This is a genomic window from Novosphingobium sp. FG137 (assembly GCF_057809735.1).
On sequence record NZ_JBMDKN010000012.1, the window covers coordinates 37,545 to 59,893 of the forward strand.

General features: G+C 65.1%; 27 protein-coding genes. 19 read left to right on the plus strand and 8 right to left on the minus strand.

The window, feature by feature from the left end:
- Nucleotides 1–41 precede the first annotated feature (41 nt).
- Nucleotides 42–632: a TetR/AcrR family transcriptional regulator gene (locus ACODS2_RS22370; protein ID WP_489000712.1), complete on the plus strand. Its 591-nt coding sequence runs from the start codon at nt 42–44 to the stop codon at nt 630–632.
- A 50-nt stretch (nt 633–682) separates the two neighbouring features.
- The gene (gene miaB, locus ACODS2_RS22375) at nt 683–2,026 is read left to right on the plus strand and encodes a tRNA (N6-isopentenyl adenosine(37)-C2)-methylthiotransferase MiaB (protein ID WP_489000713.1); all 1,344 of its coding nucleotides are present in this window, start codon (nt 683–685) and stop codon (nt 2,024–2,026) included.
- 22 nt (nt 2,027–2,048) lie between these two features.
- Here miaB and ACODS2_RS22380 read toward each other — a convergent pair whose 3' ends face one another.
- Nucleotides 2,049–2,318: a hypothetical protein gene (locus ACODS2_RS22380; protein WP_489000714.1), complete on the minus strand. Its 270-nt coding sequence runs from the start codon at nt 2,316–2,318 to the stop codon at nt 2,049–2,051.
- Between the two features lie 233 nt (nt 2,319–2,551).
- Between ACODS2_RS22380 and ACODS2_RS22385 the strand changes: the two genes are divergently transcribed.
- From ACODS2_RS22385 to ACODS2_RS22420, 8 genes are all read left to right on the plus strand, one after another.
- A complete protein-coding gene (locus ACODS2_RS22385; protein ID WP_489000715.1) occupies nt 2,552–3,622 on the plus strand; it encodes a PhoH family protein in 1,071 nt (356 codons plus the stop codon).
- Nucleotides 3,623–3,689: 67 nt separating this feature from the next.
- Entirely contained in the window at nt 3,690–4,181 is a 492-nt protein-coding gene (locus ACODS2_RS22390; protein WP_489000716.1) for a hypothetical protein, read from the plus strand.
- 22 nt (nt 4,182–4,203) lie between these two features.
- Entirely contained in the window at nt 4,204–4,704 is a 501-nt protein-coding gene (gene ybeY / locus ACODS2_RS22395) for an rRNA maturation RNase YbeY (protein ID WP_489000717.1), read from the plus strand.
- Between the two features lie 20 nt (nt 4,705–4,724).
- Nucleotides 4,725–5,663 carry a hemolysin family protein gene (locus ACODS2_RS22400; RefSeq protein WP_298164872.1) on the plus strand — a complete coding sequence of 313 codons (939 nt, stop codon included), beginning with the start codon at nt 4,725–4,727 and terminating at the stop codon, nt 5,661–5,663.
- Between the two features lie 8 nt (nt 5,664–5,671).
- Complete coding sequence (locus ACODS2_RS22405) at nt 5,672–6,553, plus strand: LysR substrate-binding domain-containing protein (protein WP_298164874.1); 882 nt, start codon at nt 5,672–5,674, stop codon at nt 6,551–6,553.
- Nucleotides 6,554–6,675: 122 nt separating this feature from the next.
- Nucleotides 6,676–6,996 (plus strand): ArsR/SmtB family transcription factor, encoded by a 321-nt coding sequence (locus tag ACODS2_RS22410; protein ID WP_489000718.1) that lies wholly within the window; start codon nt 6,676–6,678, stop codon nt 6,994–6,996.
- 8 nt (nt 6,997–7,004) lie between these two features.
- Complete coding sequence (locus ACODS2_RS22415) at nt 7,005–7,874, plus strand: PhzF family phenazine biosynthesis protein (RefSeq protein ID WP_489000719.1); 870 nt, start codon at nt 7,005–7,007, stop codon at nt 7,872–7,874.
- Nucleotides 7,871–8,821 (plus strand): ornithine cyclodeaminase family protein, encoded by a 951-nt coding sequence (locus ACODS2_RS22420; RefSeq protein WP_489000720.1) that lies wholly within the window; start codon nt 7,871–7,873, stop codon nt 8,819–8,821. The genes ACODS2_RS22415 and ACODS2_RS22420 overlap by 4 nt, the downstream gene beginning before the upstream one ends.
- A gap of 88 nt (nt 8,822–8,909) precedes the next feature.
- Here the strand turns inward: ACODS2_RS22420 and arsH are convergent, their stop codons facing one another.
- The 3 genes from arsH to ACODS2_RS22435 are packed head-to-tail and all read right to left on the minus strand — an operon-like array spanning nt 8,910 to nt 10,556.
- Nucleotides 8,910–9,623, minus strand: coding sequence for an arsenical resistance protein ArsH (gene arsH / locus ACODS2_RS22425; protein WP_489000721.1), 714 nt, complete (start codon nt 9,621–9,623; stop codon nt 8,910–8,912).
- Between the two features lie 24 nt (nt 9,624–9,647).
- Nucleotides 9,648–10,091, minus strand: a complete 444-nt coding sequence (locus tag ACODS2_RS22430) for a GNAT family N-acetyltransferase (protein WP_489000722.1) — start codon at nt 10,089–10,091, stop codon at nt 9,648–9,650.
- Nucleotides 10,092–10,100: 9 nt separating this feature from the next.
- Nucleotides 10,101–10,556: a peptidylprolyl isomerase gene (locus ACODS2_RS22435; RefSeq protein ID WP_298164879.1), complete on the minus strand. Its 456-nt coding sequence runs from the start codon at nt 10,554–10,556 to the stop codon at nt 10,101–10,103.
- Between the two features lie 157 nt (nt 10,557–10,713).
- Here ACODS2_RS22435 and mgtE point away from each other — a divergent pair, with 157 nt between their 5' ends.
- The 6 genes from mgtE (at nt 10,714) to ACODS2_RS22465 (ending at nt 16,003) form a co-directional block, all read left to right on the plus strand.
- Nucleotides 10,714–12,120, plus strand: a complete 1,407-nt coding sequence (gene mgtE / locus ACODS2_RS22440; RefSeq protein WP_489000754.1) for a magnesium transporter — start codon at nt 10,714–10,716, stop codon at nt 12,118–12,120.
- A gap of 78 nt (nt 12,121–12,198) precedes the next feature.
- A complete protein-coding gene (locus ACODS2_RS22445) occupies nt 12,199–12,591 on the plus strand; it encodes a DUF1489 family protein (RefSeq protein ID WP_489000723.1) in 393 nt (130 codons plus the stop codon).
- 409 nt (nt 12,592–13,000) lie between these two features.
- Nucleotides 13,001–14,851: a glycoside hydrolase family 35 protein gene (locus ACODS2_RS22450; protein ID WP_489000724.1), complete on the plus strand. Its 1,851-nt coding sequence runs from the start codon at nt 13,001–13,003 to the stop codon at nt 14,849–14,851.
- Between the two features lie 92 nt (nt 14,852–14,943).
- Nucleotides 14,944–15,297: a type II toxin-antitoxin system RelE/ParE family toxin gene (locus tag ACODS2_RS22455; protein WP_489000725.1), complete on the plus strand. Its 354-nt coding sequence runs from the start codon at nt 14,944–14,946 to the stop codon at nt 15,295–15,297.
- Nucleotides 15,294–15,584, plus strand: coding sequence for a helix-turn-helix domain-containing protein (locus ACODS2_RS22460; protein ID WP_489000726.1), 291 nt, complete (start codon nt 15,294–15,296; stop codon nt 15,582–15,584). The genes ACODS2_RS22455 and ACODS2_RS22460 overlap by 4 nt, the downstream gene beginning before the upstream one ends.
- Before the next feature lie 71 nt (nt 15,585–15,655).
- Nucleotides 15,656–16,003, plus strand: coding sequence for a hypothetical protein (locus tag ACODS2_RS22465; RefSeq protein WP_489000727.1), 348 nt, complete (start codon nt 15,656–15,658; stop codon nt 16,001–16,003).
- A gap of 124 nt (nt 16,004–16,127) precedes the next feature.
- On the opposite strand, the gene ACODS2_RS22470 is transcribed toward ACODS2_RS22465, so the two are convergent.
- From ACODS2_RS22470 to ACODS2_RS22485, 4 genes are read right to left on the minus strand one after another with little or no spacing between them, the layout of a single operon-like run.
- Nucleotides 16,128–16,826 carry a DsbA family oxidoreductase gene (locus tag ACODS2_RS22470; protein WP_489000728.1) on the minus strand — a complete coding sequence of 233 codons (699 nt, stop codon included), beginning with the start codon at nt 16,824–16,826 and terminating at the stop codon, nt 16,128–16,130.
- A complete protein-coding gene (gene nudC / locus ACODS2_RS22475) occupies nt 16,823–17,728 on the minus strand; it encodes an NAD(+) diphosphatase (RefSeq protein WP_489000729.1) in 906 nt (301 codons plus the stop codon). Before nudC ends, ACODS2_RS22470 begins: the two co-directional genes overlap by 4 nt.
- Before the next feature lie 5 nt (nt 17,729–17,733).
- Complete coding sequence (locus tag ACODS2_RS22480; protein ID WP_489000730.1) at nt 17,734–19,044, minus strand: serine hydrolase domain-containing protein; 1,311 nt, start codon at nt 19,042–19,044, stop codon at nt 17,734–17,736.
- A gap of 3 nt (nt 19,045–19,047) precedes the next feature.
- Nucleotides 19,048–20,109 (minus strand): A/G-specific adenine glycosylase, encoded by a 1,062-nt coding sequence (locus ACODS2_RS22485; protein ID WP_489000731.1) that lies wholly within the window; start codon nt 20,107–20,109, stop codon nt 19,048–19,050.
- Between the two features lie 14 nt (nt 20,110–20,123).
- Between ACODS2_RS22485 and ACODS2_RS22490 the strand changes: the two genes are divergently transcribed.
- The 3 genes from ACODS2_RS22490 (at nt 20,124) to ACODS2_RS22500 (ending at nt 22,327) form a co-directional block, all read left to right on the plus strand.
- Nucleotides 20,124–20,708, plus strand: a complete 585-nt coding sequence (locus ACODS2_RS22490; protein WP_489000732.1) for a DUF721 domain-containing protein — start codon at nt 20,124–20,126, stop codon at nt 20,706–20,708.
- A 19-nt stretch (nt 20,709–20,727) separates the two neighbouring features.
- A complete protein-coding gene (locus ACODS2_RS22495; protein ID WP_489000733.1) occupies nt 20,728–21,456 on the plus strand; it encodes a thioredoxin domain-containing protein in 729 nt (242 codons plus the stop codon).
- 109 nt (nt 21,457–21,565) lie between these two features.
- Nucleotides 21,566–22,327 carry a DsbA family protein gene (locus ACODS2_RS22500; RefSeq protein ID WP_298164898.1) on the plus strand — a complete coding sequence of 254 codons (762 nt, stop codon included), beginning with the start codon at nt 21,566–21,568 and terminating at the stop codon, nt 22,325–22,327.
- The last annotated feature ends 22 nt before the right edge of the window (nt 22,328–22,349 follow it).

Here is a 22,349-nt window from a genome sequence, read left to right on the forward strand (position 1 = left end):
CCTGTTTGCAGGAGTACGAATCTTACGATATGAACGCTTTTATGTCTTATCGTTCAGATATGCAAGCCGAGCTCAGCCCCATCCGCGCCGCGCGTCGCGAGCGTCTGCTTGATGCAGCGGAAACGCTGTTCGTGGCCCAGGGTTTTCGCGCCACGTCGGTCGAAGCAATCGCTGAAGCGGCCGGCATGTCGAAAGTTACGCTCTACGGCTATTTCCGTGACAAGGAGGCGGTCTTCGCGGCTGTGGCCGAGCGGATCGCAGACATGATGGAAAACGCGGTCGAAGCTGCGCTGGCCGCAGATACGCCCTTCCCCTCCCCGCTCGCCACCGCCCTCGTCGCAAAGCATGCCATCGTGCAGGCACGTGTGCAGCGCTCGACCTTTGCCGGCGAGCTGTTTCAGGCCAAGGCGGCCCATGTCGCGCAGCGCTTCGCTGCGCTCGACACGGCGATCCTGACCGGGCTGACCGAAGCGCTCGTGCGCGCCGGGCATGGACGCGAATGGGCGGCCGAGACTGCGCAGCTGCTGTTTTCTGCCGCGAACGGCATTGCGAACCGTGCGAGCGATCCCAAAGTCATGGTCAGGAGGATCGAGCGGCTAGTGCGCGCGGTGCTCGTCGATCCGGGCGCCTGACCCTGCGCGCCCCCTTCTATCACGCGGCATAATCGCGTAAGCGCCGCCAGATGTCTGCCAATCAGCCCCCCCGCACCTTCCATGTGAAAAGCTTCGGCTGCCAGATGAACGTCTATGACGGCGAGCGCATGGCCGAACTGCTGACCGCCGAAGGCATGACGGCGGCAGACGAACGCGAAGCCGCCGATCTCGTCGTCCTCAACACCTGCCACATCCGCGAGAAGGCGACCGAGAAGGTCTATTCCGATATCGGCCGGATCGTGAAAGATGGGCGCGAGGCTGGCGCGGTGCCGCTGATCGCGGTCGCGGGCTGCGTCGCGCAGGCGGAGGGCGAGGAAATCATGACGCGCGCGCCGTCGGTGCGTGTCGTCGTCGGCCCGCAGGCCTATCACCGCCTGCCCGCAATGGTCGCCGAAGCTGCCGCCGGTGGCCGCGCGACCGAGACCGACATGCCCGCCGAGGCCAAGTTCGCCGCACTGCCCAAGCGCCGCAAGGTCGGGGCCAGCGCCTTCCTCACCGTGCAGGAAGGCTGCGACAAGTTCTGCACCTACTGCGTGGTGCCCTACACGCGCGGCGCGGAACTCTCGCGCCCTTATGCCGATCTCGTCAGCGAGGCCCGCGCGCTGGTTGAAGGCGGCGCACGTGAGATCACGCTGCTGGGACAGAACGTGAATGCCTGGGCGGGAGAGGACGACAAGGGCCGCCGTGTCGGTCTTGCTGAGCTTGCCGAGGAACTGGGGCGGATCGAGGACCTTGGCCGCATCCGCTACACCACCAGCCACCCGGCGGACATGGACGATGCGCTGATCGAGGCGCATGGCAGCAATCCGAAGTTGATGCCGTTCCTCCACCTGCCCGTGCAATCTGGCAGCGACCGCGTGCTGAAGGCGATGAACCGCAGCCACACTGCGGAGAGCTATTTGCGCATTCTGGAGCGCGTGCGTGCCGCGCGGCCGGACATCGCGCTTTCCGGCGATTTCATCGTCGGCTTCCCGGGCGAGACCGAAGCGGAATTTGCCGAAACGCTGCAGATCATCGCCGACGCCCGCTATGCGCAGGCGTTCAGTTTCAAGTTCTCCGCCCGCCCCGGCACCCCCGCCGCCACGATGGACGGCCAGATCGCGCCCGAAGTGATGGACGAGCGCCTGCAGCGCCTGCAAGCCGCGCTCCAGCGTGACAGCCTTGCGTTCAACACGGCGAGCGTCGGCAAGCGCTGCTCGGTGCTGGTCGAACGCAAGGGCCGCCACGCCGGGCAGTGGCTGGGCAAATCACCCTGGCTGCAATCGGTGCACTTCACCGGGGATGCGGCGCTGGGCGATCTCGTGGACGTCGATCTCGTCGAGGCCGGGCCCAATTCGCTGGCCGGCCAGCTGGTGGCGCGCGCCGCCGCGTAAACGGCAGCGCGTACCTCACCTCTTAGCCGTGGTAGTGGTGGTGGCGATGCCAGGCCCGGGCGCGGGCGACACGCGCGCGGTGGAGCCGGCGCTGATCGCGGCGCAGTTCATGGCGGTCGTGGCGCAACTCGCGGCGTTCTTCACGCACTTCATGGCGATCGCGTACGACTTCGCGGTGGATGGCGTGGGCGCGGGCATCAGCAGCCACGGGACCGGCATGGGCCTGTGCCATGGCAGGCGCCACAGCGGGGGTCAGCGCGAGGAACGCGGCTGCCAGCAGAAACTTGCGCATCGGATTCTCCTTCAGACGGGATCGCTTGCCTGCGACCACAGATGAAGAATGCCTTTCTCGGGCTGAACCAGCCGGGAACAGCGGCTTAAGGGGAGCGACATTTTGGTCGCAGTTTGTCGCAAGAAGGGCCCCGCCCGCCACAAGGCGGTGCAAATGATGCGATTTCGGCCCGGCGTGTCTTGCGCCTGTCGCATCGGTGCCTAATCTCGCATCAGCAAACCTGAAAGGAGCGCATGGCCCGCAAGTTCTCCCGTTCGCATGAAGAGGCTGCCCGCAGCGACTGGCAGGGTGCCTTACGCAATGATCCACAGCGCGGTGAAGCCGCACGAAGCGAAAGCCAGCGACGCGCCAGGATCGAGATCGCGTTCGAGGAGCAGACGGTGCTCGGTGCGCTGTTCGGCCAGTTCGACCAGAATCTCGTGCAGATCGAGAACCGCATGGGGGTCTACATCTCCGCACGGGGCAACAAGGCAGTGATCGAAGGGCCGGACGATGCGGTCGCACGCGCCCGCGATGTCCTCAAAGGCATGCATCAGCGCCTGCTTTCCGGGCATGAGGTGGATGCGGGCGCGGTCGATTCGCTGATCATGATGTCGAACGAACCGACGCTCGAAGGGATCATCTCCGGCGCCCCCGATGGCGCGCCGCCTATCATGATCCGCACGCGCAAGAAGACCATTGTTCCGCGCTCAGCCACCCAGATCGAATACATGCGCGCGCTGGTGCGCGATGACGTGATCTTCGCGCTCGGGCCAGCGGGCACCGGCAAGACCTACCTCGCCGTGGCACAAGCGGTCGCGCAGCTCATCAGCGGCAGCGTGCAGCGCCTGATCCTCTCGCGCCCGGCGGTGGAGGCAGGCGAGCGGCTCGGCTTCCTGCCCGGCGACATGAAGGAGAAGGTCGATCCCTATCTCCGCCCGCTTTACGATGCGCTTTACGATTGCATGCCGCCCGAACAGGTCGAGCGGCGGCTGGCCTCGGGCGAGATCGAGATCGCGCCGATCGCCTTCATGCGCGGGCGCACGCTGGCCGACGCCTTCGTCATTCTCGACGAAGCGCAGAACACCACGCCGATGCAGATGAAGATGTTCCTCACCCGCTTCGGCCAGAACAGCCGCATGGTGATCTGCGGCGATCCCAAGCAGACCGACCTGCCCGGCGGCTCGGCGGCGAGCGGGCTGAACGATGCTGTGGGCCGGCTCGACGGCGTGGACGGCATCGGCATGGTGCGCTTCAATATTGCCGATGTGGTCCGCCATCCCATTGTCGGCCGGATCGTCGAGGCTTACGAAGGCCGCGATTGAGCGCTGCCTGGCGAGGGGGAAAACCGGCATGATAAAGAAGCTTGCAGCAACCTTGGCCTTGGCGGCCATGACAATCCAGCCCGTGCTCGCGGCGCCGGTGAAATGCATCACCGGTGCGGAAATGCGTGTCGCGGCGCGGTTCGCCATGCCGATCCTGATCAACGGCGTCTCGACCAAGTGCGTGCCCGTTCTTGGCAACAGTTCCTACCTTGCCACCAAGGGTCCTGACCTCCTGAAGCGCTACGAGGCCTTGCCGGGGGACGAAAGCGCAGTGCCCGCGATCGTGGAAAGGTTCGATACCAAGGGGGAGCTCTCCGGCATGTCGGCCGCAGAGCTTCGCGTGTTCCTCAAGGTCGGCCTGTTCAAGGCGATGGGCAAGGATCTGACCCCTGAAGTTTGCGGCAAGGTGGACAGGGTCCTCACGATCCTCGACCCGCTCCCGGCCGAAAACACGGTTGCGCTGTTCGAGTTCGTGTTCCGCGAGGTCGAGGCGTCCGACGCGAAGAAGGCCCAGCGCGCGGGACGTCCCTTCGAGAGCAAGATCTGTCCGGCCTCGTGATGACCCTCATCCCTTGACTGCGATGGCTGCCCCCACCCTCGAACTCGATATCGACCCCGTCTGGCCGAGTTCCACCGACTGGGAAGACCTTGCCGCGCGCGCAGCGGAAGCCGCCGGTGCTGTTGCTCCGGAACTCGCGCACGAGCATCTTCTCGTCAGCCTCGTCATGGCCGATGACGAGGAAGTCCACGCGCTCAACAAGCAGTGGCGGGCCAAGGACAAGCCGACCAACGTGCTGTCGTTCCCCATGCTGTCGCGCGAGGAGGTGCTGGCGGCAGCCGCGGCGCCGGGTGCACCGGGGATGCTGGGTGATCTGATCCTCGCGCACGGGGTCTGCATGCGTGAGGCGGCGGACAAGGGCATCACGGTGGAGGCCCATGCAGCCCACCTCATTGTCCACGGCCTGCTCCATCTGGCGGGCTACGATCATGAGACCGGCGAGGATGACGCTGCGGAAATGGAGGCTCTGGAGACAAAGGCGCTTGCGCTGATGGGCCTCGCCGACCCATATGCGGCGCATTAGCGACAAAGGAGTGATGGGCCGTGCCTGAGGGCAATGGGTCCGGCGGCGAAAGCCGATCGGGCGAAGGAGACAGTAGCGGCGCGTTGTGGCGCGCGCTCAAGGCATTCTTCCGGGGACCGGATCACGACCAATCGCTGCGCGCGCAGATCGAGGAAGCGATCGAGGAGCACGAAGGCGATTCCGGTGGCAGCAACGGTGCAGACGGCGATCTCCTGCCGCTCGAGCGCCAGATGCTCAAGAACCTGCTCCATTTCAGCGAGAACGACGCCGACGATGTCGCCATCCCGCGTGGCGAGATCGTGGCGATCCCCGCCGCCGCAACCTTCGAGGAGGTCGTGAGCGCCTTTGCCGAGCACGGCCACAGCCGCCTGCCGGTCTATGGCACATCGCTCGATGAAGTGGTCGGCATGCTCCACGTGAAGGACCTGTTTCCGATCGTCGCAGGCATGGCGCTCTCGGGCAAGGCCGCGCCCAAGGACTGGACCGGGCTCATGCGCCAGCCACTGTTCGTGCCCCAGGCACGCGGCGCGCTCGACGTGCTGGCCGACATGCGCTCCAGCCGCACCCACCTTGCCATCGTGATCGACGAATATTCGGGCACCGACGGGATCATCACCATCGAGGACCTTGTCGAGGAGATCGTCGGCGAGATCGAGGATGAGCACGACGATGCGCCGAAGGAACTGCTCTGCCAGATCGACGAACTGACCTGGGACGCGGACGCGCGTGCCGAGCTTGACGATGTGGGCGAGCGGATCGATCCCCGGCTTGCGCTGGTGGACGAGGACGTGGATACTCTGGGCGGGCTCGCGGTCGTGCTGGCGGGTGAAGTCCCCCCGGTCGGCCGCGTGCTGGAACATGACAGCGGGTGGCGGATCGAGGTGACGGCAGGGGACGAGCGCAGGCTCACCCGGCTGCGCCTCCATGCACCCCTGCCGGTAACACCTGAGGACGACTGAGCTTTTCGATGATCCGCCGCCTGCCTCCGTTGCGCTCACTCGAAGCGTTCATCCGCGTCGTGCGTGCGGGCTCGGCCAAGACGGCGGCCGCAGAGCTCGCGCTCAGCCCCTCCGCGCTCTCGCGCCGGCTCGGCGCGCTTGAGGAGTTCATCGGCAAGCCGGTGTTCGAACGCAAGCACCAGTTGCTCAAGCTGACCGAGGAAGGCCAGCAGCTCTATGATGCGGTCGCGCCGCTGATCGACGAAATGGCGGACCGGATCGACCGCCTGATCGATACCGGCCAGGTCCTGCGCCTCCGGCTCGGCGTGCTGCCGCTGTTCGGCAGCCAGCGCCTGTTTCCGCGACTGGGTGAACTGCGCAAGCTCCACCCGCAGCTCCACATCGATATCGACAGTTCGGCCGCTGCCGAAACCAAGCTGGGCGACACAATCGACGCCGCGATCATCCTGTCCGAAGGGCCGGACGGCTCGCTCCATTCGGTGCGGCTCGATCACAACCGCGTCTATGCCATCGCCACGCCCGAGATCGTGGCGGAACTGGGCACGCGGCCCGATCTTGCAAAGCTGGGCAAGCAGACCTTCCTCGTCCACAACGACCTGCCGATGAGCTTCGAGGCATGGAAGCGCACGCTTCATCTGGAAGCGCTGCAACCTGCCGCGATCGACCATTTCGATTCCGGCCAGCTGATCCTCGAAGCTGCCGCGCAGGGCCTTGGCATCGCGATCATGCACGATGACCATTACAAGCGCAGCCACGATCCGCGCGTCGCCCGGCTCTATGACATCGAGGTCGACAGCCCCTATTCCTACTGGTTCGTCTGCCGCCCCCGCGCGTTGCAATCACGCCCGGTGCGGCTGTTCCACGATTGGATGATCAAAGCGGGCTTGTAGGCCCCATAAGCCGCGAAGCGCGCGGGCTCAGCAAAGCCTGATCTGACATTCTCGCCGACAAGGGCCATCTGAACCAACCCGGAAGGCGTTGACTGCCACCTCTAATTCGCTATTTAGCAAATATGCGAAATAGCGAAATCGATTCGATCGTCACGGTTGTGAAGGCAGTTGCCAGTCCCGTCCGGCTGACCATACTCGAGCTGCTGAAGGACCCGGTTGCACACTTTCCCCCGCAGGTAGACGGCGATTTGATCATCGACGGCGTTTGTGCCGACTATCTTCGTGAGAAGCTCGACATCGCGCCCGCGACGGCCTCACGGCACCTGACGCTGCTCGCAGATGCCGGTCTGATTATCGCCACACGCAAGAAGGGGTGGACGTTCTACCGCCGCGACGATGCCGCAATCGCGCGCTTCGCCGATCAGCTTCGATCCGGATTGTGAATTCTCCGATGGTGTTACACTTCACACATGCCGACGTGTTTGCTTCTGCGCCGTACCGTGGCAACAGCCTTGCCGTTGTTCAAGACGGGCTCGGCCTTGACGCGCGGCAGCGGCTAGCAGTGACGCAGGAATTGCGTCACTTTGAAACCGTTTTTCTCGAACCGACCGAAACCCGCAGCCATTGGCGCGCGCGGATCTGCGATTTGATCGAGGAACTCGATTTCGCAGGGCACCCGCTGCTCGGCGCTGCCGCCGTGCTCCACCGAGACAGCGCCAATGCAAGCGAGCGCGAGATCTGGACCTTCATCCTGAATCGCAAGACTGTCACGGTTTCAACCGAGCACCGCGGCTCGGGATGGTGGGCTGAAATGGCCCAGGGCAAGCCGGAGTTCCTTGGTTCGATCGATCAGTCCCGACACGCTGAACTTGTGGAAGCGCTAAATCTGGGCCTCGGCGATCTCCACGATCTACCTCTCGAGATCGTCTCGCTTGGGCTCCCCTACGTCATTGTGCCGCTCCGGCGCGGCCTTGCTCAAGCCCGCATCGTCCACGACGATTTTGCCGGATTGCTTGAATCGATGGGGGCAAAGTTTGCCTATGTGTTGGACGTTGAGGCGTCGGAAGGGCGCACTTGGAACAATGACGGCATCCTTGAAGACGTCGCGACGGGGAGCGCGGCAGGGGCAGTCGGCGCATACCTCACAAAGCACGGACGACTGACGCCGGATGTGTCCTGGACGCTGCACCAAGGCCGCTTCGCGGGACGACCGAGCGAGCTCATCGTGCGCACTTCTGGTGCGGCACAGGCAATCAGCGCAGTTTCCGTCGGTGGCGGCGTGTTCATCATGGGAACGGGAACACTGGAGGTTTTGCCATGATCAGGATCTACAACCGCGAGCAGATCGAAGCGGTGGTTGCGCTCAAGGATCTGGTCGATCCGCTCATCGCGGCCTTTACCGGCTACAGCGACGGCCGCGCTGAAGCCCCGCTTGCCCATCTGCATCCCGATGCTCGCAGTGAACTCCATATCAAGGCTGCAAGTCTGGCTGGGAGCGCTTACTGCGTGGTCAAGGTCGCTGGCTGGTCAGCCGTCAAGCTTCAGCAAGAGGGCATTTCGGGCTCCGGCATGGTGCTTGTGCTCGACGCGCTGACGACCGATCCCATTGCCATTCTGCGCGATGACAGTTTCCTGACCGACCTGCGCACTGCCGCTGCTGGGGCGCTGCTTGCGCGCGTTCTGGCGCCCAGGACTGTGTTGCGGGCGGGTGTGCTTGGCACAGGGATCCAGGCCAGACTGCAAGCACATGCCCTTTATCTCGAGCGACCATTCGAGCATCTGGCGATTTGGGGGCGGGATCCGGCAAAGGCTGATGCGCTTGTCGCGCAGCTTGCCTCAGAACTCCCGCACGTGGCTGTCCGTGCCGCCGCTTCACCCAGGCAGGTCGTTGAAGAGAGCGATTGCATTGTGACCACGACGATGAGCACGCAGCCGATCATCGAGGGGCTATGGCTTCGCCCAGGCCAGCACATCACCGCGATCGGGGCAGATAGCGGCGCAAAAGTCGAACTCGACCCGGAAACGCTGCACCGCGCGAAGGTGGTGGTCGATAGCCTTCGCGTGAACCTTGAGTATGGTGACCTCGCATATGCGGTCCGCAATGGCGGCTCGGCCGATGGCGTGGTTGAACTGGGTGAGGTCTATCTTGGCAGGGCGAAAGGCCGCATTGACGATAGCGAATTTACTGTCGGCAAACTTGTGGGTCTGGGCGTCCAGGATCTCATTGCAGCGGAAGTTGCACTGTCCCGCTTGAGGACTAATCCCTAGGACACTCGCCCCAATTGCTGTTGCGCGATCTTGCCCGAGTGCGCGGGCCTGCCGGCCATGCGCAATGCCTTGAGGTCAGGTATGGTTCTCAACCTGTTCGCGCAGCTTCGACACGCTCCGAATAGCGGTCCACCAGCCGATCGGCATGCGGGCGCAGCAGCACGGTGAAGCGGACAAGCTCCTCCATCACATCGACGATGCGCTCGTAGTAGGCGGAAGGCTTCATCCGCCCCTGCGCGTCGAATTCCATATAGGCCTTCGCCACGCTTGACTGGTTGGGGATGACGAACATGCGCATCCACCGGCCCAGAATGCGCAAGCTGTTGACGCTGTTGAACGATTGCGACCCGGCGCTGACCTGCATCACCGCAAGCGTGCGCCCCTGTGTCGGCCTGAGGCCCTGATAGGCGAGCGGCAGGTGATCGATCTGCGTCTTCATGATCCCGGTGATCTGGCCGTGCCGCTCCGGGCTGCACCAGACCTGCCCTTCGGACCACAGCGCATGCTCGCGCAGTTCATGCACCGCCGGATGATCGTCGCCCGGCACCTGATCGGGCAGCGGCAAGTCGGAAGGGTCGAAAATCCGCGTCTCGCAGCCGAAAAACTGCAGGAGCCGCGCGGCTTCCTCAACCGCATGGCGCGAGAACGAGCGTTCGCGCAGGCTGCCATAGAGCAGCAGGATGCGCGGCGGATGCGCCAGATCGCCAAGCCCCAGCGCCGGCCGTTCATGGACATAGTCCCGGTTCAGCGCCGGAAGATGGTCGGGATCGGCAAGTGCGCGCAGGCGGGTGTATTCGGTCATGCTGATCCCTGCCGCCTCTGCCTACTACAGCACAACCCGGTACTGCACGAAGCCCGAACGTTCGGCGACCTTGTCGTAGAGCACCATCGCGTCGGTATTGGTCTCGTGCGTCAGCCAGTAAAGCCGCGAGGCTCCGGCGGCTTCCGCTTCGCTGCGGACATGGGCGATGAGCTTGCGGCCCACGCCGCCGCCGCGCACGTCGGGCTCGACATAGAGGTCCTGCAGGTAGCAATAGGGCCCTGCAGTCCACGTTGAGCGGTGGAATATCCAGTGGACCAGCCCGATGGCACGCGCGCCTTGCCAGGCAATCGCGGCGTGCATCGGCTCGGCCGGATCGTGCAGGCGCTCCCAGGTTATGTCGCTGACTGCGTCGGCGATCTCCACTTTGTAGAAGCGCTGGTAGCCCTGCCACAGGCGGTCCCACGCGGCGCGGTCGGCCGGCGCGGGATGCCTGAGCTCCAGGTTCATCGCGAGCCCTCAGGCCGTGACGATGGCCGCCTTCTGGATCGCGCCGGGCTTTGCCGGCGGCTCGCCCTTGGGCAGCGCGTCGACATGTTCCATGCCGCTCTCGACTTCGCCCCACACGGTGTACTGCTTATCGAGGAAGCGGGCATCGTCGAAGCAGATGAAGAACTGGCTGTTGGCCGAGTGCGGATAGCTGGTGCGGGCCATCGAGCAAACGCCGCGCACGTGCGGTGCATCGCTGAATTCGGCCTTGAGATCGGGCTTGCTCGATCCGCCCATGCCAGTGCCCTGCGGGCAACCGCCCTGCGCCATGAAGCCCGGAATCACGCGGTGGAACTTCACGCCGTCGTAGAAGCCTTCGCCCACCAGTTCCTTGATGCGTTCGACGTGGCCGGGCGCCAGATCCGGGCGCAGATTGATCACAACATCACCGCCATCGAGCGTAAGAACCAGTTTTTCGTCTGCCATGGTCACCAAATCCCTTCTGTCTGGTCCCGGCATATAATCCCTTGTTCGCCAAAGTATACCATCGAGGTTGCTTTTGCCTCCCCCTTGCGTATCGCCTGCCAGCATGGCGCGCGACGAAGACCTGCACGACTCCGCTCTCGCGGATGGCGGCTCCGTGATGACGGAGACGGCGGCGGTCACTGAGCCTGCGCGCAATTCGGAAAGCCTCGACGACGAGGATAATACCCTCCGCCCCAGCTTCATCCGCCGCGTGACCGAAGCGCTCGATGCGGACGATCAGGAGACCGTCTACAACCTCGTCGAGCCGCTCCACCCGGCCGACGTGGCCGACCTGTTCGAGTTGATCGGGCCAGACTACCGCGTCGATCTCGCCCGCGCGATCAACGATCTGCTCGGCAGCGAGGTGATCTCCGAGCTCAACGACTATGTCCGCGACGATCTCGTCGAAGAGCTCGATCCCGATGAAGTCGCCGAACTCGCCGGCGACATGGAGACCGACGACGCGGTCGCGCTGATCCAGGATCTCGACGAGGAAGACCAGCAGGCCGTCCTCGCCGAGATGGAGCCGGAAGACCGCGCCGCGATCGAGACGGCGCTGTCCTACCCCGAAGACTCCGCCGGCCGCATGATGAGCCGCGACGTGATCGCGGTGCCCGAACACATGACGGTCGGCGATCTCATCGACTACATGCGCGAAGATCAGGACCTCGCCACCGAGTTCTGGGAAGTGTTCATCGTCGATCACAAGCATCATCCGATCGGCACCTGCGCGCTTTCCTGGATCCTGCGCACCCCGCGCTCGATCGCGCTGACCGACGTGATGAAGCGCGACCAGACGCTGATCCCGGTGACGATGGATCAGGAAGAGGTCGCGCTGCGCTTCCAGAAATACGCGCTGATTTCCGCCGCCGTGGTCGATGAAAGCGGGCGGCTGGTTGGCCAGATCACCGTCGACGACGTCGTCCACATCATCCAGGAAGAGGCAAGCGAGGATATCCTGCGCCTCTCCGGTGCGGGCGACGGTGACATCAACGAGCCGATCCACCTCACCGTGCGGACGCGGCTTTCGTGGTTGGTGGTGAACCTCGGCACGGCAATCATCGCCTCTTCGGTGGTCGGCATGTTCCAGGGCGCGATTGCCAAGCTGGCGCTGCTCGCGGTGCTGATGCCAATCGTCTCGGGCATGGGCGGCAATGCGGGAACGCAGACGCTGGCGGTGGTGGTGCGCGCGATTGCCACCAACCAGCTCACCAGTTCCAACACCGTGCGCATGATCTTTCGCGAACTGCGCATCGCGCTCGCCAACGGGCTCTCGCTGGGCGCGCTGATCGGCGTCGGCACCGCGCTGTTGTTCCAGAACCCCTTGCTCGGCAGCGTGATCGGCGCAGCGATGGTGATCAACAATCTCGTCGCGGGGCTTGCCGGGATCATGGTCCCCGTCACGTTGGACCGGCTCAAGGTCGATCCCGCCGTATCCTCCGCCGTGTTCGTGACGATGGCGACCGATGTGATGGGCTTCTTCTCGTTCCTCGGGCTTGCCGTCCTCAGCGGGCTGGCGAGCTAGGCCGCCCCAACGGGCCGGTCGACTCCCCTCCGGGCACGGTCCTAGAGGTTTCAGGATGATCCAACCGGAAAACCCTCCATGCCGCTCAGCATGACCAAAGTCGCCTTCGGGGCTTCCTCGTTCGAGGACCTGCATGGCTGGTTCAAGACCCGCCGCGATCAGGCGCGCCTCACCACGCGCTATCTGCCCAAGCGCCATGAGGAAATGATCGGCGGTTCGGTCTACTGGATCCTCAAGCACCAGCTTGTCGCGCGCAGCGAAATTCTCGGCTTCGAGGAATCGGCTGATGGCCGCACCGAAATCGTGATCTCCACCTCGCTGATCGACGTGCACCCCAAGCCCAAGCGCGCGCACCAGGGCTGGCGCTATCTGGAAGAGGCCGAAGCACCCGCCGATCTGGCGGACGGCGAAAGCGCCGAGATTCTGCCGCCGAGCCTTGCGGGCGAGCTGGCGAAGCTGGGGTTGGCCTGACGTCTGCGTGCCGCCGAGTCGGGTTCGGCGATTTCGGGTCAAATTGACACGGTTGACACAGTCCAGAGCGAAAACCGTCAGCCCCTTCAGCGCAGCCGACAGCAGGATCAAAAACGGCAGATTTGCGCGGAATATTTGGAACATTAAAAGAACATACCACGAGGTAGCTGTTGTAGGACAGTGGCTAATAAATAACAGACGCGTCTGTTATTTATTATGGACGGGGTGCCGGGCGGGATCGGGCGGGCGGGTAATGATAGCGAGCGGAGTGCTGTGGGCGCTCTGGCTCCCCGCCTGCGCGGGGATGACGAGGGTAACCGGGCTTCGCGGTTTGATGACCGGCAATAAGTCTGATAAATCAGGTTTTAGCCTCAATGCCCCTGCGCATCATCGCCAAAGGACCTGCCTGATGACCGTCGATCGCCGTACCGCCATGAGCATCAGTGCTGCGGGCCTTGCCTCACTGGCGGTGCCCGGTCTTGCCGCGCCCGCCGGTTCGCGTTTCGTGGTGAAGGGCAACGACTTCCTGCTGGACGGCAAGCCGCTGCAGATCCTTGCGGGCGAAATGCACTATCCGCGCATTCCCCGCGGGCTGTGGCGGGACCGGCTGCGCAAAATGCGCGCGCTGGGGCTCAATACGCTGAGCGCCTACATGTTCTGGAACATCCACGAGCAGACGCCGGGCGTGTTCGATTTCGCGGACAATCTCGATGTCGCGGCGTGGGTGCGGATGGCGCAGGAGGAAGGGCTGCACGTGCTGCTGCGGCCCGGCCCCTATGTCTGCGCGGAGTGGGACGGCGGCGGGCTTCCGGCGTGGCTACTGCCCGATGCCGGGGCGCCAGTGCGCTCCGCCGATCCGCGCTTCATGAAGCCCACCGCGCGCTGGCTGAAGCGGCTGGGCGAGGAACTGGCGCCGCTCCAGATCGACCGGGGCGGGCCGATCATCATGACGCAGATCGAGAACGAATACGGCGCGTTCGGCAGCGACCAGCGCTATCTGCGGGCGCTGGTGGACGCAACGCGCGCCGCCGGGTTTGGCGGGCAGCTCTATACGGTCGACGGCGCTTCGGTGATGGAGAAGGGATCGATCCCCGGCATTCCATCGGGCATCAATTTCGGCACGTTCACGGCGGGCGAGGCCGAAAAGGCGTTCAAGGAGCGGGCGGACAAGGGCTTTACCGGGCCGGCGTTCTGCTCGGAGTTCTGGGCGGGCTGGTTCAATCACTGGCACGAGACGCATGCCACGACGAGCACCGAGAACGTGGTCGCCAACCTCAAGTGGATGCTCGACCGCAAGATGTCGGTGAGCTTCTACATGTTCCACGGCGGCACCTCGTTCGGGACCTGGGCGGGCGCCAATCTCGATGTGGAGAAGAATGTCTACGAGCCCGATATCTCGAGCTACGATTACGACGCGCTGCTCGATGAGGCGGGGCGGCCGACGGCGAAGTATGCCGCGGTGCGCAAGTTGCTGGCGGAATACCTGCCCGCAGACAGCTTCCGCGAGCTGCCCGCGCCGGAGAAAGCGCTCAACGTGGCGCCCTTCGCGCTGGGCGAGGTGGCACCGCTGACGCCGCTGCTGGGCGCGGCGCAGGTGGCCCATGATCCGCAGACGCTGGAAGGCTGCGGGCGGGCGGCGGGCATGATGCTCTATCGGCACCGGCTGGCGCAGGCTGTGAAGGGCCAGCTCAGCCTGACCGAAGTGCGCGATTTGGCGCTGGTGACCGTCGATGGCAAGCCCGCCCCAACGCTCGACCGCCGCCGGGGGGACAAGAGCTTTGCCATCGATGCACCGGCGGGCGCGGTGATCGAAGTGCTGGTCGATGCGATGGGCCACGCCAACTACGGCATGGGCCTCGGCAAGGACCAGAAGGGGCTGATCGGCCCGGTGAGCGTGGACGGCGAGCCGCTGAAGGGCTGGGAACACCGCCCGGTGCTGCTGGAGGATGTGGCCAAGCTGCAGTTTGCGGCCCGGCGCGGCGGGGAGACGGGGCCTGCGTTCTATCGCGGATCGTTCACCGCGAGCGAGGCAGGCTTCACCTTCCTCGACCTGCGCGGCTGGGGCAAGGGCTACGTCTGGGTGAACGGCCGCAATCTGGGGCGCTACTGGTCCGCCGGGCCGCAGCGGGGGGTGTTCGTCCCCGCGCCATGGCTGAAGATGGGCGCGAACGAGGTGGTGGTGCTAGACCTGTTCGGGCCGACCGAGACGGTGCTTACCGGGCGGGGGGAGATGGTGTGGGATCGGGCGGGGGTGATTTAGCTCCTCGGTCCTCCCCGGCCCCATATCAGCAATAGCGCTACGCGAATTATACGCCATTGACGCATACGCCATTAGCGTATAAATGCTGCGGAATGCAGAGCCTCCATACGGTCGTCGAGCTTGAGTCGTTCCTGAAGCGCGCCAGAGCGATCATGTCGGAGGACGAGCGTGCCGGGATTGTCAGCTATCTGGCGGCCAACCCGGAAGCGGGCGTGCCACTGGGTGGCGGCCTTCGCAAAGTCCGCATCGCCCGCGAGGGTGGCGGCAAGAGTGGCGGATATCGCACGCTCTACGTGTTCGGAGGCGCCACGATGCCGCTGTTCCTGCTGACGGTGTTCGCCAAGAACGAGAAAGACAACCTGACCAAGGCCGAGCAAGCGGCAGCGGTCGCGGTTAGCAAGCAACTGCTTGCAACCTACGGAACCCTTGAAGGAGACCCGTCATGAGCGAAGCATACGAGAGCCTGATGGAAGGACTGAACGAGGCGTTGGCCTTTGCGCGCGGCGAGAAGACAGGGGCCGTGGTTCACCATGTCGCGGTGCCCGAAGTCGATGTTTCAGCGATCCGCGCCAGCACCGGCCTTTCGCAAAGCGCCTTCGCGCGCAGCATCGGCGTGGCCAAGGGGACACTGCTGAACTGGGAACAAGGCCGCCGCCGGCCTACTGGCCCGGCGCAAGTGCTGCTGGCGATGATTGCGCGGAGGCCCTCGCTGGTGCGGGAATTGTTGCGGTGAGTGGGGACATTTGAAGCTTTGGTTCGGCGTCAGCGTAACCCGGCGATAGGCTGCTCAGGAAGAGTATCCAAATGTCGAAAAGACTAATCGCAACTGCGACGTTGTTATCCATCGTCGCCTGCAGCCCCGAGCCTGAGTCGAAACCGGTGGCGGTTAAATTGACTGCCCTGCAAAAGGCGATGTTCAACGAATGTGTAAAGGCCTATCCTGCACGCCAATTGGGCTGGCAGGTAGCATTTGGCGTACACCAAAAATGCGCTGAAGCTTGGGCCAAGATACCGAACGAAGCCCGTGAATCAGCCATAACAAAAGCTATGGCTGATGCCGCACAAGCTTATATTGATCCGGCGCCTGGTGAAGTAGCCAAAGCGGCGGACGCAGAGGTGGATGCACTGATGGCCAGCAAAGCAGTCCCTTAATATACTTGGTGGGATTACTTAGCCTCGAGCAACGACGCTCAACCGAGCGCTATAACGATACTAATTAGGAAGGATCGGGATGCAAGGGCAATGGCCCTTGCCCGCCGGAGGCCTCTTCTTCCCCCTACCCCGCAGCCGCCAGCGCCGCTTCCTTCGCCACCACCCGCCGCAGCATGTTGGCGTAAGTCGCCGGGTCCTGCGCGCCGGGGATCATGTATTTGCCGTTGACGATCATCGCGGGGACGCCGCTGATGTTCCAGTCCCAGGCTTGCTGTTCGCCGGCTTCGACGATGGCGTCGATTTCGGGGTCGGTGAGGGCGGCGGCGGCTTCGGTGCGGGAGAGGCCGACGGAGGCGGCAATGTCGGTCAGCACGGCGGGGTCGTTCATGCGGCGGCGCTGCTGGAAGTGGGCGTCGAAGAGGGCGCGCTTGAGCTTTACCTGCATTTCGGCGCCGTGTTCGCGCAGGGTGTGGACGAGGAGGCGGTGCGCAAGGCGGGTGTTCCACATCATCGCGGGGGGCGGATCGCCTTCGCCGGTGTAGGCGAAGGAATAGCCAGCGGCTTCGGCGGCTTGTGACATGCGGCCGCGAGCTTCGGCGGCCTGATCGGGGGTGCGGCCGTATTTGCGCTGGATGTGGGCGGCGCTTTCCTCGCCCTGTTCGGGCATGTCAGGATTGAGCTCGAAGGGGTGGAAGCGGATGGTGGCCTCCAATTCGCCTTCCATGCCCTTCAGCGCGGTTTCGAGCTGGTTGTGGCCGATCACGCACCACGGGCACATGACATCGGACCAGATATCGACGGTGACGCTTGCCGGTTTGCTCATTGCTCGATCCACCATTTGAGGAGGTGATGGGCCACCGCGAAAGGCGGCGGGGCGATGAAGGCGCCGTCTTCGGCGCCGGTTTTCAGGGCTTCCATCGCATAGACCACCTCGTCGCGCGTGAACCAGCGCGCGTCGTCGAGCTCGGTCTTGTCGATGGTGATGGCGGGATCATCGGCATGGGCATGGCAGCCGATCATCAGCGAGGACGGGAACGGCCAGGGCTGGCAGGCGACGTACTGCACATCGCGCACGCGCACGCCGGCTTCCTCGAACACTTCGCGGGCCACGGCTTCCTCGATCGATTCGCCCGGCTCGACGAAGCCGGCGAGCGCGGAGTAGCGCCGGGGCGGGAAGCGGGGCTGGCGGCCGAGGAGGAGCTGGCCTTCCCATTCGACCGACATGATCGTGACGGGATCGACGCGCGGGAAATGCTCGGCCTTGCACTCCATGTTGGTGCATTTGCGCTGCCAGCCGCCCTTGCCAAGCTTGGTGGTATAGCCGCAGCGCGCGCAGAAGCGGTGGCGGGCATGCCAATCGACCAGCGCGCGGGCGCCGCCATAGGTCGCGAGATCGCCCGCGGGGAGCGAGGCCATCGCGCCCCACAGGCGCGGGTTGGCGGGGCCGGGGTTGCCCTTGTTGGCAGGCGCGACGGGGGCGAAGCAGGCGCGGCCGCTTTCGTCGAGGCCGAGGAAGACGAGTTCGTCCTGCTCGCCCGCGTCGGCCAGCGTGCCCCAGACCAGCGTGCCATCATCGCCGATCACCGGATCGAGCCCGTCGAGCCGGAGCAGACGCGCGCGCCAGTTCATCAGTTCGGCGAGCTTGTCGGCATCGGCGCGGATGTGGTCGGCGCGGTCGAGCACCGCACCGGTGAAGGAAATCGGGGGATTGGGACGATAGAGCATGCCTGTCACGCCGCCTTCTTCATGGCCGAGATATCGGTGAGCACCGACTTGGGGAATTCCTCAGGAATCGGCAGCGCCGAGGAGGGCATGAACTGCACGAACAGGCCCGCGCGCAGGCCGACGCGGGTGTTGACGAAGCCCACCGTGCCCGCCGCGCCCGACCAGCCATAGGTTCCCGCGTCGGCACCGAGGCCGACCCGGCCGCCCGCGCCAAAGCCAGCGCCTGCGACCCACGTCCCCGAAAGATCGACGCTTGCGGGCAAAAGGTTGCTCGTGCCGAGGCGCACTGCGGCCTCGCTCATGACGCGCGCGCTGCCGATCTGGCCGCCACCCGCCAGCATCATCAGGAAGCGGTCATAATCGCGCGGGCTGCTGACAAGGCCTGCGCCGCCGAACGGAAAGGCGGGCGGATCGAGATAGACCGAAGTCGCGCCCGGATCGATCGGATCGGCCTTGCCGTCGTGGACGAAGTAGTTGCTGGTGAGGCGCGGGGCCATGGCGGCGCTGACCCGGAAGCCGGTGCTCGCCATGCCGCAGGGGCCAAAGATGCGCTCGGCAAGGAATGCGTCGAAATCCTGCCCCGAAACCACCTCGATGATCCGCCCGACCAGATCGAGCCCGACCGAATAGCTCCACCGCGTCCCCGGTTCGTAAACCAGCGGCATATCGGCCAGCTTGTCGGCGAACTGGGCCAGGCTGGGCACCGTCTTCACCCCGCTGAACGGCGGAATGGCGAGCCGCGAGGCCTGTCCCGGCACCAATCCGGCGGCTTCATAGGCCTCCTTGAGCGGCCCCTTCTGGATGATCGAATAGCCGAGGCCTGCGGTGTGCGTCAGCAAGTGGCGCAGCGTTATGGCCGTCTGCGCCGGCTTCAGATCGGTGATCGAGCCGTCCGGCGTCACCTGCACCTGCATCCTGGCGAACCGGGGCAGGAAATCGCTGATCGGCTGGTCGAGATCGATCTTGCCCTCGTCCACCAGGATCATCGCCGCCATGCCGGTGACCGGCTTGGTCATCGAATAGATGCGGTAAAGGCTATCGAGATCGACCGGCACAGCCGAATCGAAGGCCAGCGTGCCGCGTGCGATCTGCATCGGCGCGCCGTTGCCCCAGCCCAGTGCCGCGACCGCGCCGGGCAGGCGGCCCGAAGCCACGTAATCGTATACGAGGTTGGTGACCGCCGGATACATCTCTTCCGGCGAAGGCTGGGCGAAGAGCCGCGACGGCACGAGCGCCGATCCGGCGAGACCCGCACCGAGCCAGCCCGCAGACCGCAGCAGGGAGCGGCGGGAAAGCAGAAGCGTCTGATCTTGCATGAACTACCTGTTTGCGAGCGCCAGGCGGGCGGCCTTGGCAAAAACCGTGGGCAGCCCTGCGGCTTCGACAGCGTCGACCGGCCAGAACTCTCCCGGCGGCAGACTAGCGCAATCGGCGCTGCCGCAAAGCATCAATTGCAGTTCGAGATCGAAATGCGTGAAACCATGGCGGATCATGCCGGCGGTGCGCCAGTCCCCGGCGATCGGCGGCGTGCCATGGCCGTCGGTGCGGGCCGACCAGCCGTCGTCCGGCAAGGCCCGCATCCCCCCCAGCATGCCCTTTCCTTCGCGCTGCACCAGCAGCACCGCGCCATCCCGCTCGATCCAGAAGGCGGTGCCCGTCCGCGTCGGCTTGGCTTTCTTCGCCGCCTTGACCGGATAGGCCTCCGCCGTGCCAGCCGCGCGCGCGGCGCAAGGCCCGGAAAGCGGACAGAGCAGGCAGCGGGGCGCGCGCACGGTGCAGATCGAGGAGCCGAGGTCCATCATCGCCTGCGCAAAATCGCCCGCGCGCATGTCCGGCGTGATCGTATCAGTCGCGGCGCGGATCGCGGTGCGCCCGCCGGGCAGCGGCTCGGCAATCGCGAAGAGGCGTGAAACCACCCGCTCGACATTGGCATCGACCACCACGGCGCGCTCCCCGAAGGCAATCGCGGCCACGGCGGCGGCGGTATAGGCACCGAGCCCGGGAAGCGCCCTCAGCCCCGCCTCCGTGCGGGGAAAACCGCCCCGCCGCGCCACTTCGCGCGCGCAGGCCAGCAGATTGCGCGCGCGGGCATAGTAGCCCAGCCCTGCCCACGCAGCCATGACATCGGCATCTTCGGCCGCCGCCAGCGCCTCGACCCTGGGCCAGAGTTCAAGGAACTTCGCGTAGTAGGCCCGCACCGCCGCGACGGTCGTCTGCTGGAGCATGACTTCCGAAAGCCACACCCGGTAGGGATCCGGTGCAGGCTCGTTCGGCAGCACCCGCCACGGCAGGCGCCGCGCATTCACATCGTACCATGCGAGCAGGGACGCCGCGACAGCGTCCCCATCACCGTTCCCGACGCTCTCGCCACTGGTCTGCATGGCGCGGCTATGGCATGGCAGCGGCGACAATGGAACGCGATCAACCCACTCCTCCCAAAAGCGCCAAGAAGGCGGCGGCATCACCGGCAGCGCCGCGCACTTACGAGCGCCCACGCGGCGGCGAGGCGCGCGCGATCGCAGACCTCATGCCCACGATCGGGCGCACTGCCTTCCGCCGCTTCGGCTTTGTGCAGAGCTCGGTCGTCTCGCGCTGGGGCGAGATCGTCGGCCCCGCGCACGCCCGCCACTGTGCGCCCGAATCGATCCGCTTTCCGCCCGGCGAAAAGGCGGACGGCATCCTCCAGCTGGTGGTGACACCGGCACATGCTCCGCTTGTCCAGCACGTGATCCCCGAGATCATCGACCGGGTGAACCAGTTCTTCGGCTATCGCGCCGTCGCGCGGATCAAGCTGCGGCAAGGTGCCGTTCAGCCGCCCGCCGCCACTGATGGACAGCGTCCGCTCCGCGCCGCGCCGCCGTCGCTCAAGCCGATTCCTGTGGAACTCGGCGACAGCCTGCGCGATATCGGCGACCCGGAACTGCGCACGGTGCTGGAATCGCTGGCGCGCAGCCTGGGCGAGGCGAATGGAACGGATTAGGCGGGAAGCAAGACTGACGATGCGCAAGATGATGAAGACACGGCTGTTCAGGACTCTGGGCCTCCTCCTTGCCGCGCTTTGCGGCGCGGCGTTGCTGACTGCCGCGAGCAAACCTGCGCCGCCTGCGGCCAAGGTCAACTGGAACAGCGTCGTCGCCCGCACCCCGCTCGACAGCCATCTGCTCGGCAATCCCGCCGCAGCGGTGAAGCTGGTCGAATACATCAGCTACACTTGCCCGCACTGCGCCCATTTCGAGCAGGAATCCGATGCCCAGCTGCGCATCGGCTTCATCTCCAGCGGCAAGGGCTCGATCGAGGTGCGCAGCTTCGTGCGCGATCCGGTGGACCTCACCGTCGCGCTGCTCACCCACTGCGGCCCCCCTTCCAAGTTCTTCGCGAACCACAGCACTTTCCTGCGTCACCAGATGACATGGATGGCCCCGCTGGCGAGCCTGACCGACGGGCAGAAAGCGCGCTGGTCGAACAACGATTTCGCCGCGCGCACCCGCGCCATTGCCAGCGACCTCGGGTTCTACTCGCTGATGGAGGCCCGCGGCTATGGCCGCCCCGAGATCGATCGCTGCCTTGCCGACAAGGCGCTGGCCGAACGCCTCGCCCAGCGCACCAAGGAAGCCGGCGAAAAGGACTTCGTGAACGGCACGCCCAGCTTCCTGCTCGATGGCGTGCCGCTGAGCGGGACCTATTCGTGGGCCGCGCTCAAGCCGCAGATCGAAGCGCGGCTGCGCTGATACCGCGATAATCCCCGGGCCGCTGCCCCGCGGCCCTTCAATCCAGCCGGTCAATCGGCTAGCACAATGCCGTTTGTTGTCTTTCACGAGCGAAGCGAACCCCCATCCCATGCAGACCAAGCTGTTCACTCCCGGCCGCCTTCTCCTCGCGCTGATCGCGCTGCCGCTCGCGCTCGGCCTCGCTGCCTGCGGGAAAAAGGATGATGCAGCAGGTGCCGCGCCGGTGGGTGCACCGCTCAATGCCGTGTCGCCGCCAGCGGGCAAGGCCTGGACCGAGGTGGTCGCGGTGACACCCGAAGGCGGCTATGTGATGGGCAATCCCAATGCACCGATCAAGGTTATCGAGTTTGCCTCGCTCACCTGCCCGCACTGCGCCGAGTTTGAGGAAAAGGGCTTCCCGCACCTGCGCGACGAGTACGTCGCCAAGGGTACGGTCAGCCTCGAATTCCGCAACTTCGTGCGCGATCCCTACGATACCACGATGGCGATGCTGACCCGCTGCGGCACGCCGGACAGCTTCTTCGCGCTGACCGAGCAGGTCTACACAAACCAGAAGGCGATCTTCGACCAGCTCCAGCCGATCGGCGCGCAGCTGCAGGCGGCCAATCTGCCGGCCGACCAAATCTTCAAGGCCATCGGCGAGCGCGGCGGGCTGATCGATTTCTTTGCCGCGCGCGGCATTGCCAAGGATCAGGCCGCGCAGTGCCTGGCCAAGGCGGACTCTGCGACCAAGCTGGCGAACGACACGCAGAAGGCCACCGACACGTTCAACGTGACCGGCACGCCGACCTTCATCGTCAACGGCCGCAATGTGGAAGTGGCGACCTGGGATGCGCTCGAGCCGATCCTCAAGCAGGCCGGCGCGCGTTGATCGGCAGGGTCTGATCGGGGCC

Excerpts from the sequence above, each read along its gene's own strand:
- ACODS2_RS22390 (WP_489000716.1), top strand. The coding sequence starts at position 3,690 with ATGACAATCCAGCCCGTGCTCGCGGCGCCGGTGAAATGCATCACCGGT.
- ACODS2_RS22385 (WP_489000715.1), top strand. The coding sequence starts at position 2,552 with ATGGCCCGCAAGTTCTCCCGTTCGCATGAAGAGGCTGCCCGCAGCGAC.
- ACODS2_RS22460 (WP_489000726.1), top strand. The coding sequence starts at position 15,294 with ATGAGCGAAGCATACGAGAGCCTGATGGAAGGACTGAACGAGGCGTTG.
- ACODS2_RS22490 (WP_489000732.1), top strand. The coding sequence starts at position 20,124 with ATGGCAGCGGCGACAATGGAACGCGATCAACCCACTCCTCCCAAAAGC.
- ACODS2_RS22415 (WP_489000719.1), top strand. The coding sequence starts at position 7,005 with ATGGTGTTACACTTCACACATGCCGACGTGTTTGCTTCTGCGCCGTAC.
- ACODS2_RS22500 (WP_298164898.1), top strand. The coding sequence starts at position 21,566 with ATGCAGACCAAGCTGTTCACTCCCGGCCGCCTTCTCCTCGCGCTGATC.
- arsH (WP_489000721.1), bottom strand. The coding sequence starts at position 9,623 with ATGACCGAATACACCCGCCTGCGCGCACTTGCCGATCCCGACCATCTT.
- ACODS2_RS22495 (WP_489000733.1), top strand. The coding sequence starts at position 20,728 with ATGCGCAAGATGATGAAGACACGGCTGTTCAGGACTCTGGGCCTCCTC.
- ACODS2_RS22405 (WP_298164874.1), top strand. The coding sequence starts at position 5,672 with ATGATCCGCCGCCTGCCTCCGTTGCGCTCACTCGAAGCGTTCATCCGC.
- ACODS2_RS22380 (WP_489000714.1), bottom strand. The coding sequence starts at position 2,318 with ATGCGCAAGTTTCTGCTGGCAGCCGCGTTCCTCGCGCTGACCCCCGCT.
- ACODS2_RS22370 (WP_489000712.1), top strand. The coding sequence starts at position 42 with ATGTCTTATCGTTCAGATATGCAAGCCGAGCTCAGCCCCATCCGCGCC.
- ACODS2_RS22450 (WP_489000724.1), top strand. The coding sequence starts at position 13,001 with ATGACCGTCGATCGCCGTACCGCCATGAGCATCAGTGCTGCGGGCCTT.
- ybeY (WP_489000717.1), top strand. The coding sequence starts at position 4,204 with ATGGCTGCCCCCACCCTCGAACTCGATATCGACCCCGTCTGGCCGAGT.
- mgtE (WP_489000754.1), top strand. The coding sequence starts at position 10,714 with ATGACGGAGACGGCGGCGGTCACTGAGCCTGCGCGCAATTCGGAAAGC.
- ACODS2_RS22455 (WP_489000725.1), top strand. The coding sequence starts at position 14,944 with ATGCAGAGCCTCCATACGGTCGTCGAGCTTGAGTCGTTCCTGAAGCGC.
- ACODS2_RS22420 (WP_489000720.1), top strand. The coding sequence starts at position 7,871 with ATGATCAGGATCTACAACCGCGAGCAGATCGAAGCGGTGGTTGCGCTC.
- ACODS2_RS22430 (WP_489000722.1), bottom strand. The coding sequence starts at position 10,091 with ATGAACCTGGAGCTCAGGCATCCCGCGCCGGCCGACCGCGCCGCGTGG.
- ACODS2_RS22485 (WP_489000731.1), bottom strand. The coding sequence starts at position 20,109 with ATGCAGACCAGTGGCGAGAGCGTCGGGAACGGTGATGGGGACGCTGTC.
- ACODS2_RS22465 (WP_489000727.1), top strand. The coding sequence starts at position 15,656 with ATGTCGAAAAGACTAATCGCAACTGCGACGTTGTTATCCATCGTCGCC.
- ACODS2_RS22480 (WP_489000730.1), bottom strand. The coding sequence starts at position 19,044 with ATGCAAGATCAGACGCTTCTGCTTTCCCGCCGCTCCCTGCTGCGGTCT.
- ACODS2_RS22435 (WP_298164879.1), bottom strand. The coding sequence starts at position 10,556 with ATGGCAGACGAAAAACTGGTTCTTACGCTCGATGGCGGTGATGTTGTG.
- ACODS2_RS22445 (WP_489000723.1), top strand. The coding sequence starts at position 12,199 with ATGCCGCTCAGCATGACCAAAGTCGCCTTCGGGGCTTCCTCGTTCGAG.
- miaB (WP_489000713.1), top strand. The coding sequence starts at position 683 with ATGTCTGCCAATCAGCCCCCCCGCACCTTCCATGTGAAAAGCTTCGGC.
- ACODS2_RS22470 (WP_489000728.1), bottom strand. The coding sequence starts at position 16,826 with ATGAGCAAACCGGCAAGCGTCACCGTCGATATCTGGTCCGATGTCATG.
- ACODS2_RS22410 (WP_489000718.1), top strand. The coding sequence starts at position 6,676 with ATGCGAAATAGCGAAATCGATTCGATCGTCACGGTTGTGAAGGCAGTT.
- nudC (WP_489000729.1), bottom strand. The coding sequence starts at position 17,728 with ATGCTCTATCGTCCCAATCCCCCGATTTCCTTCACCGGTGCGGTGCTC.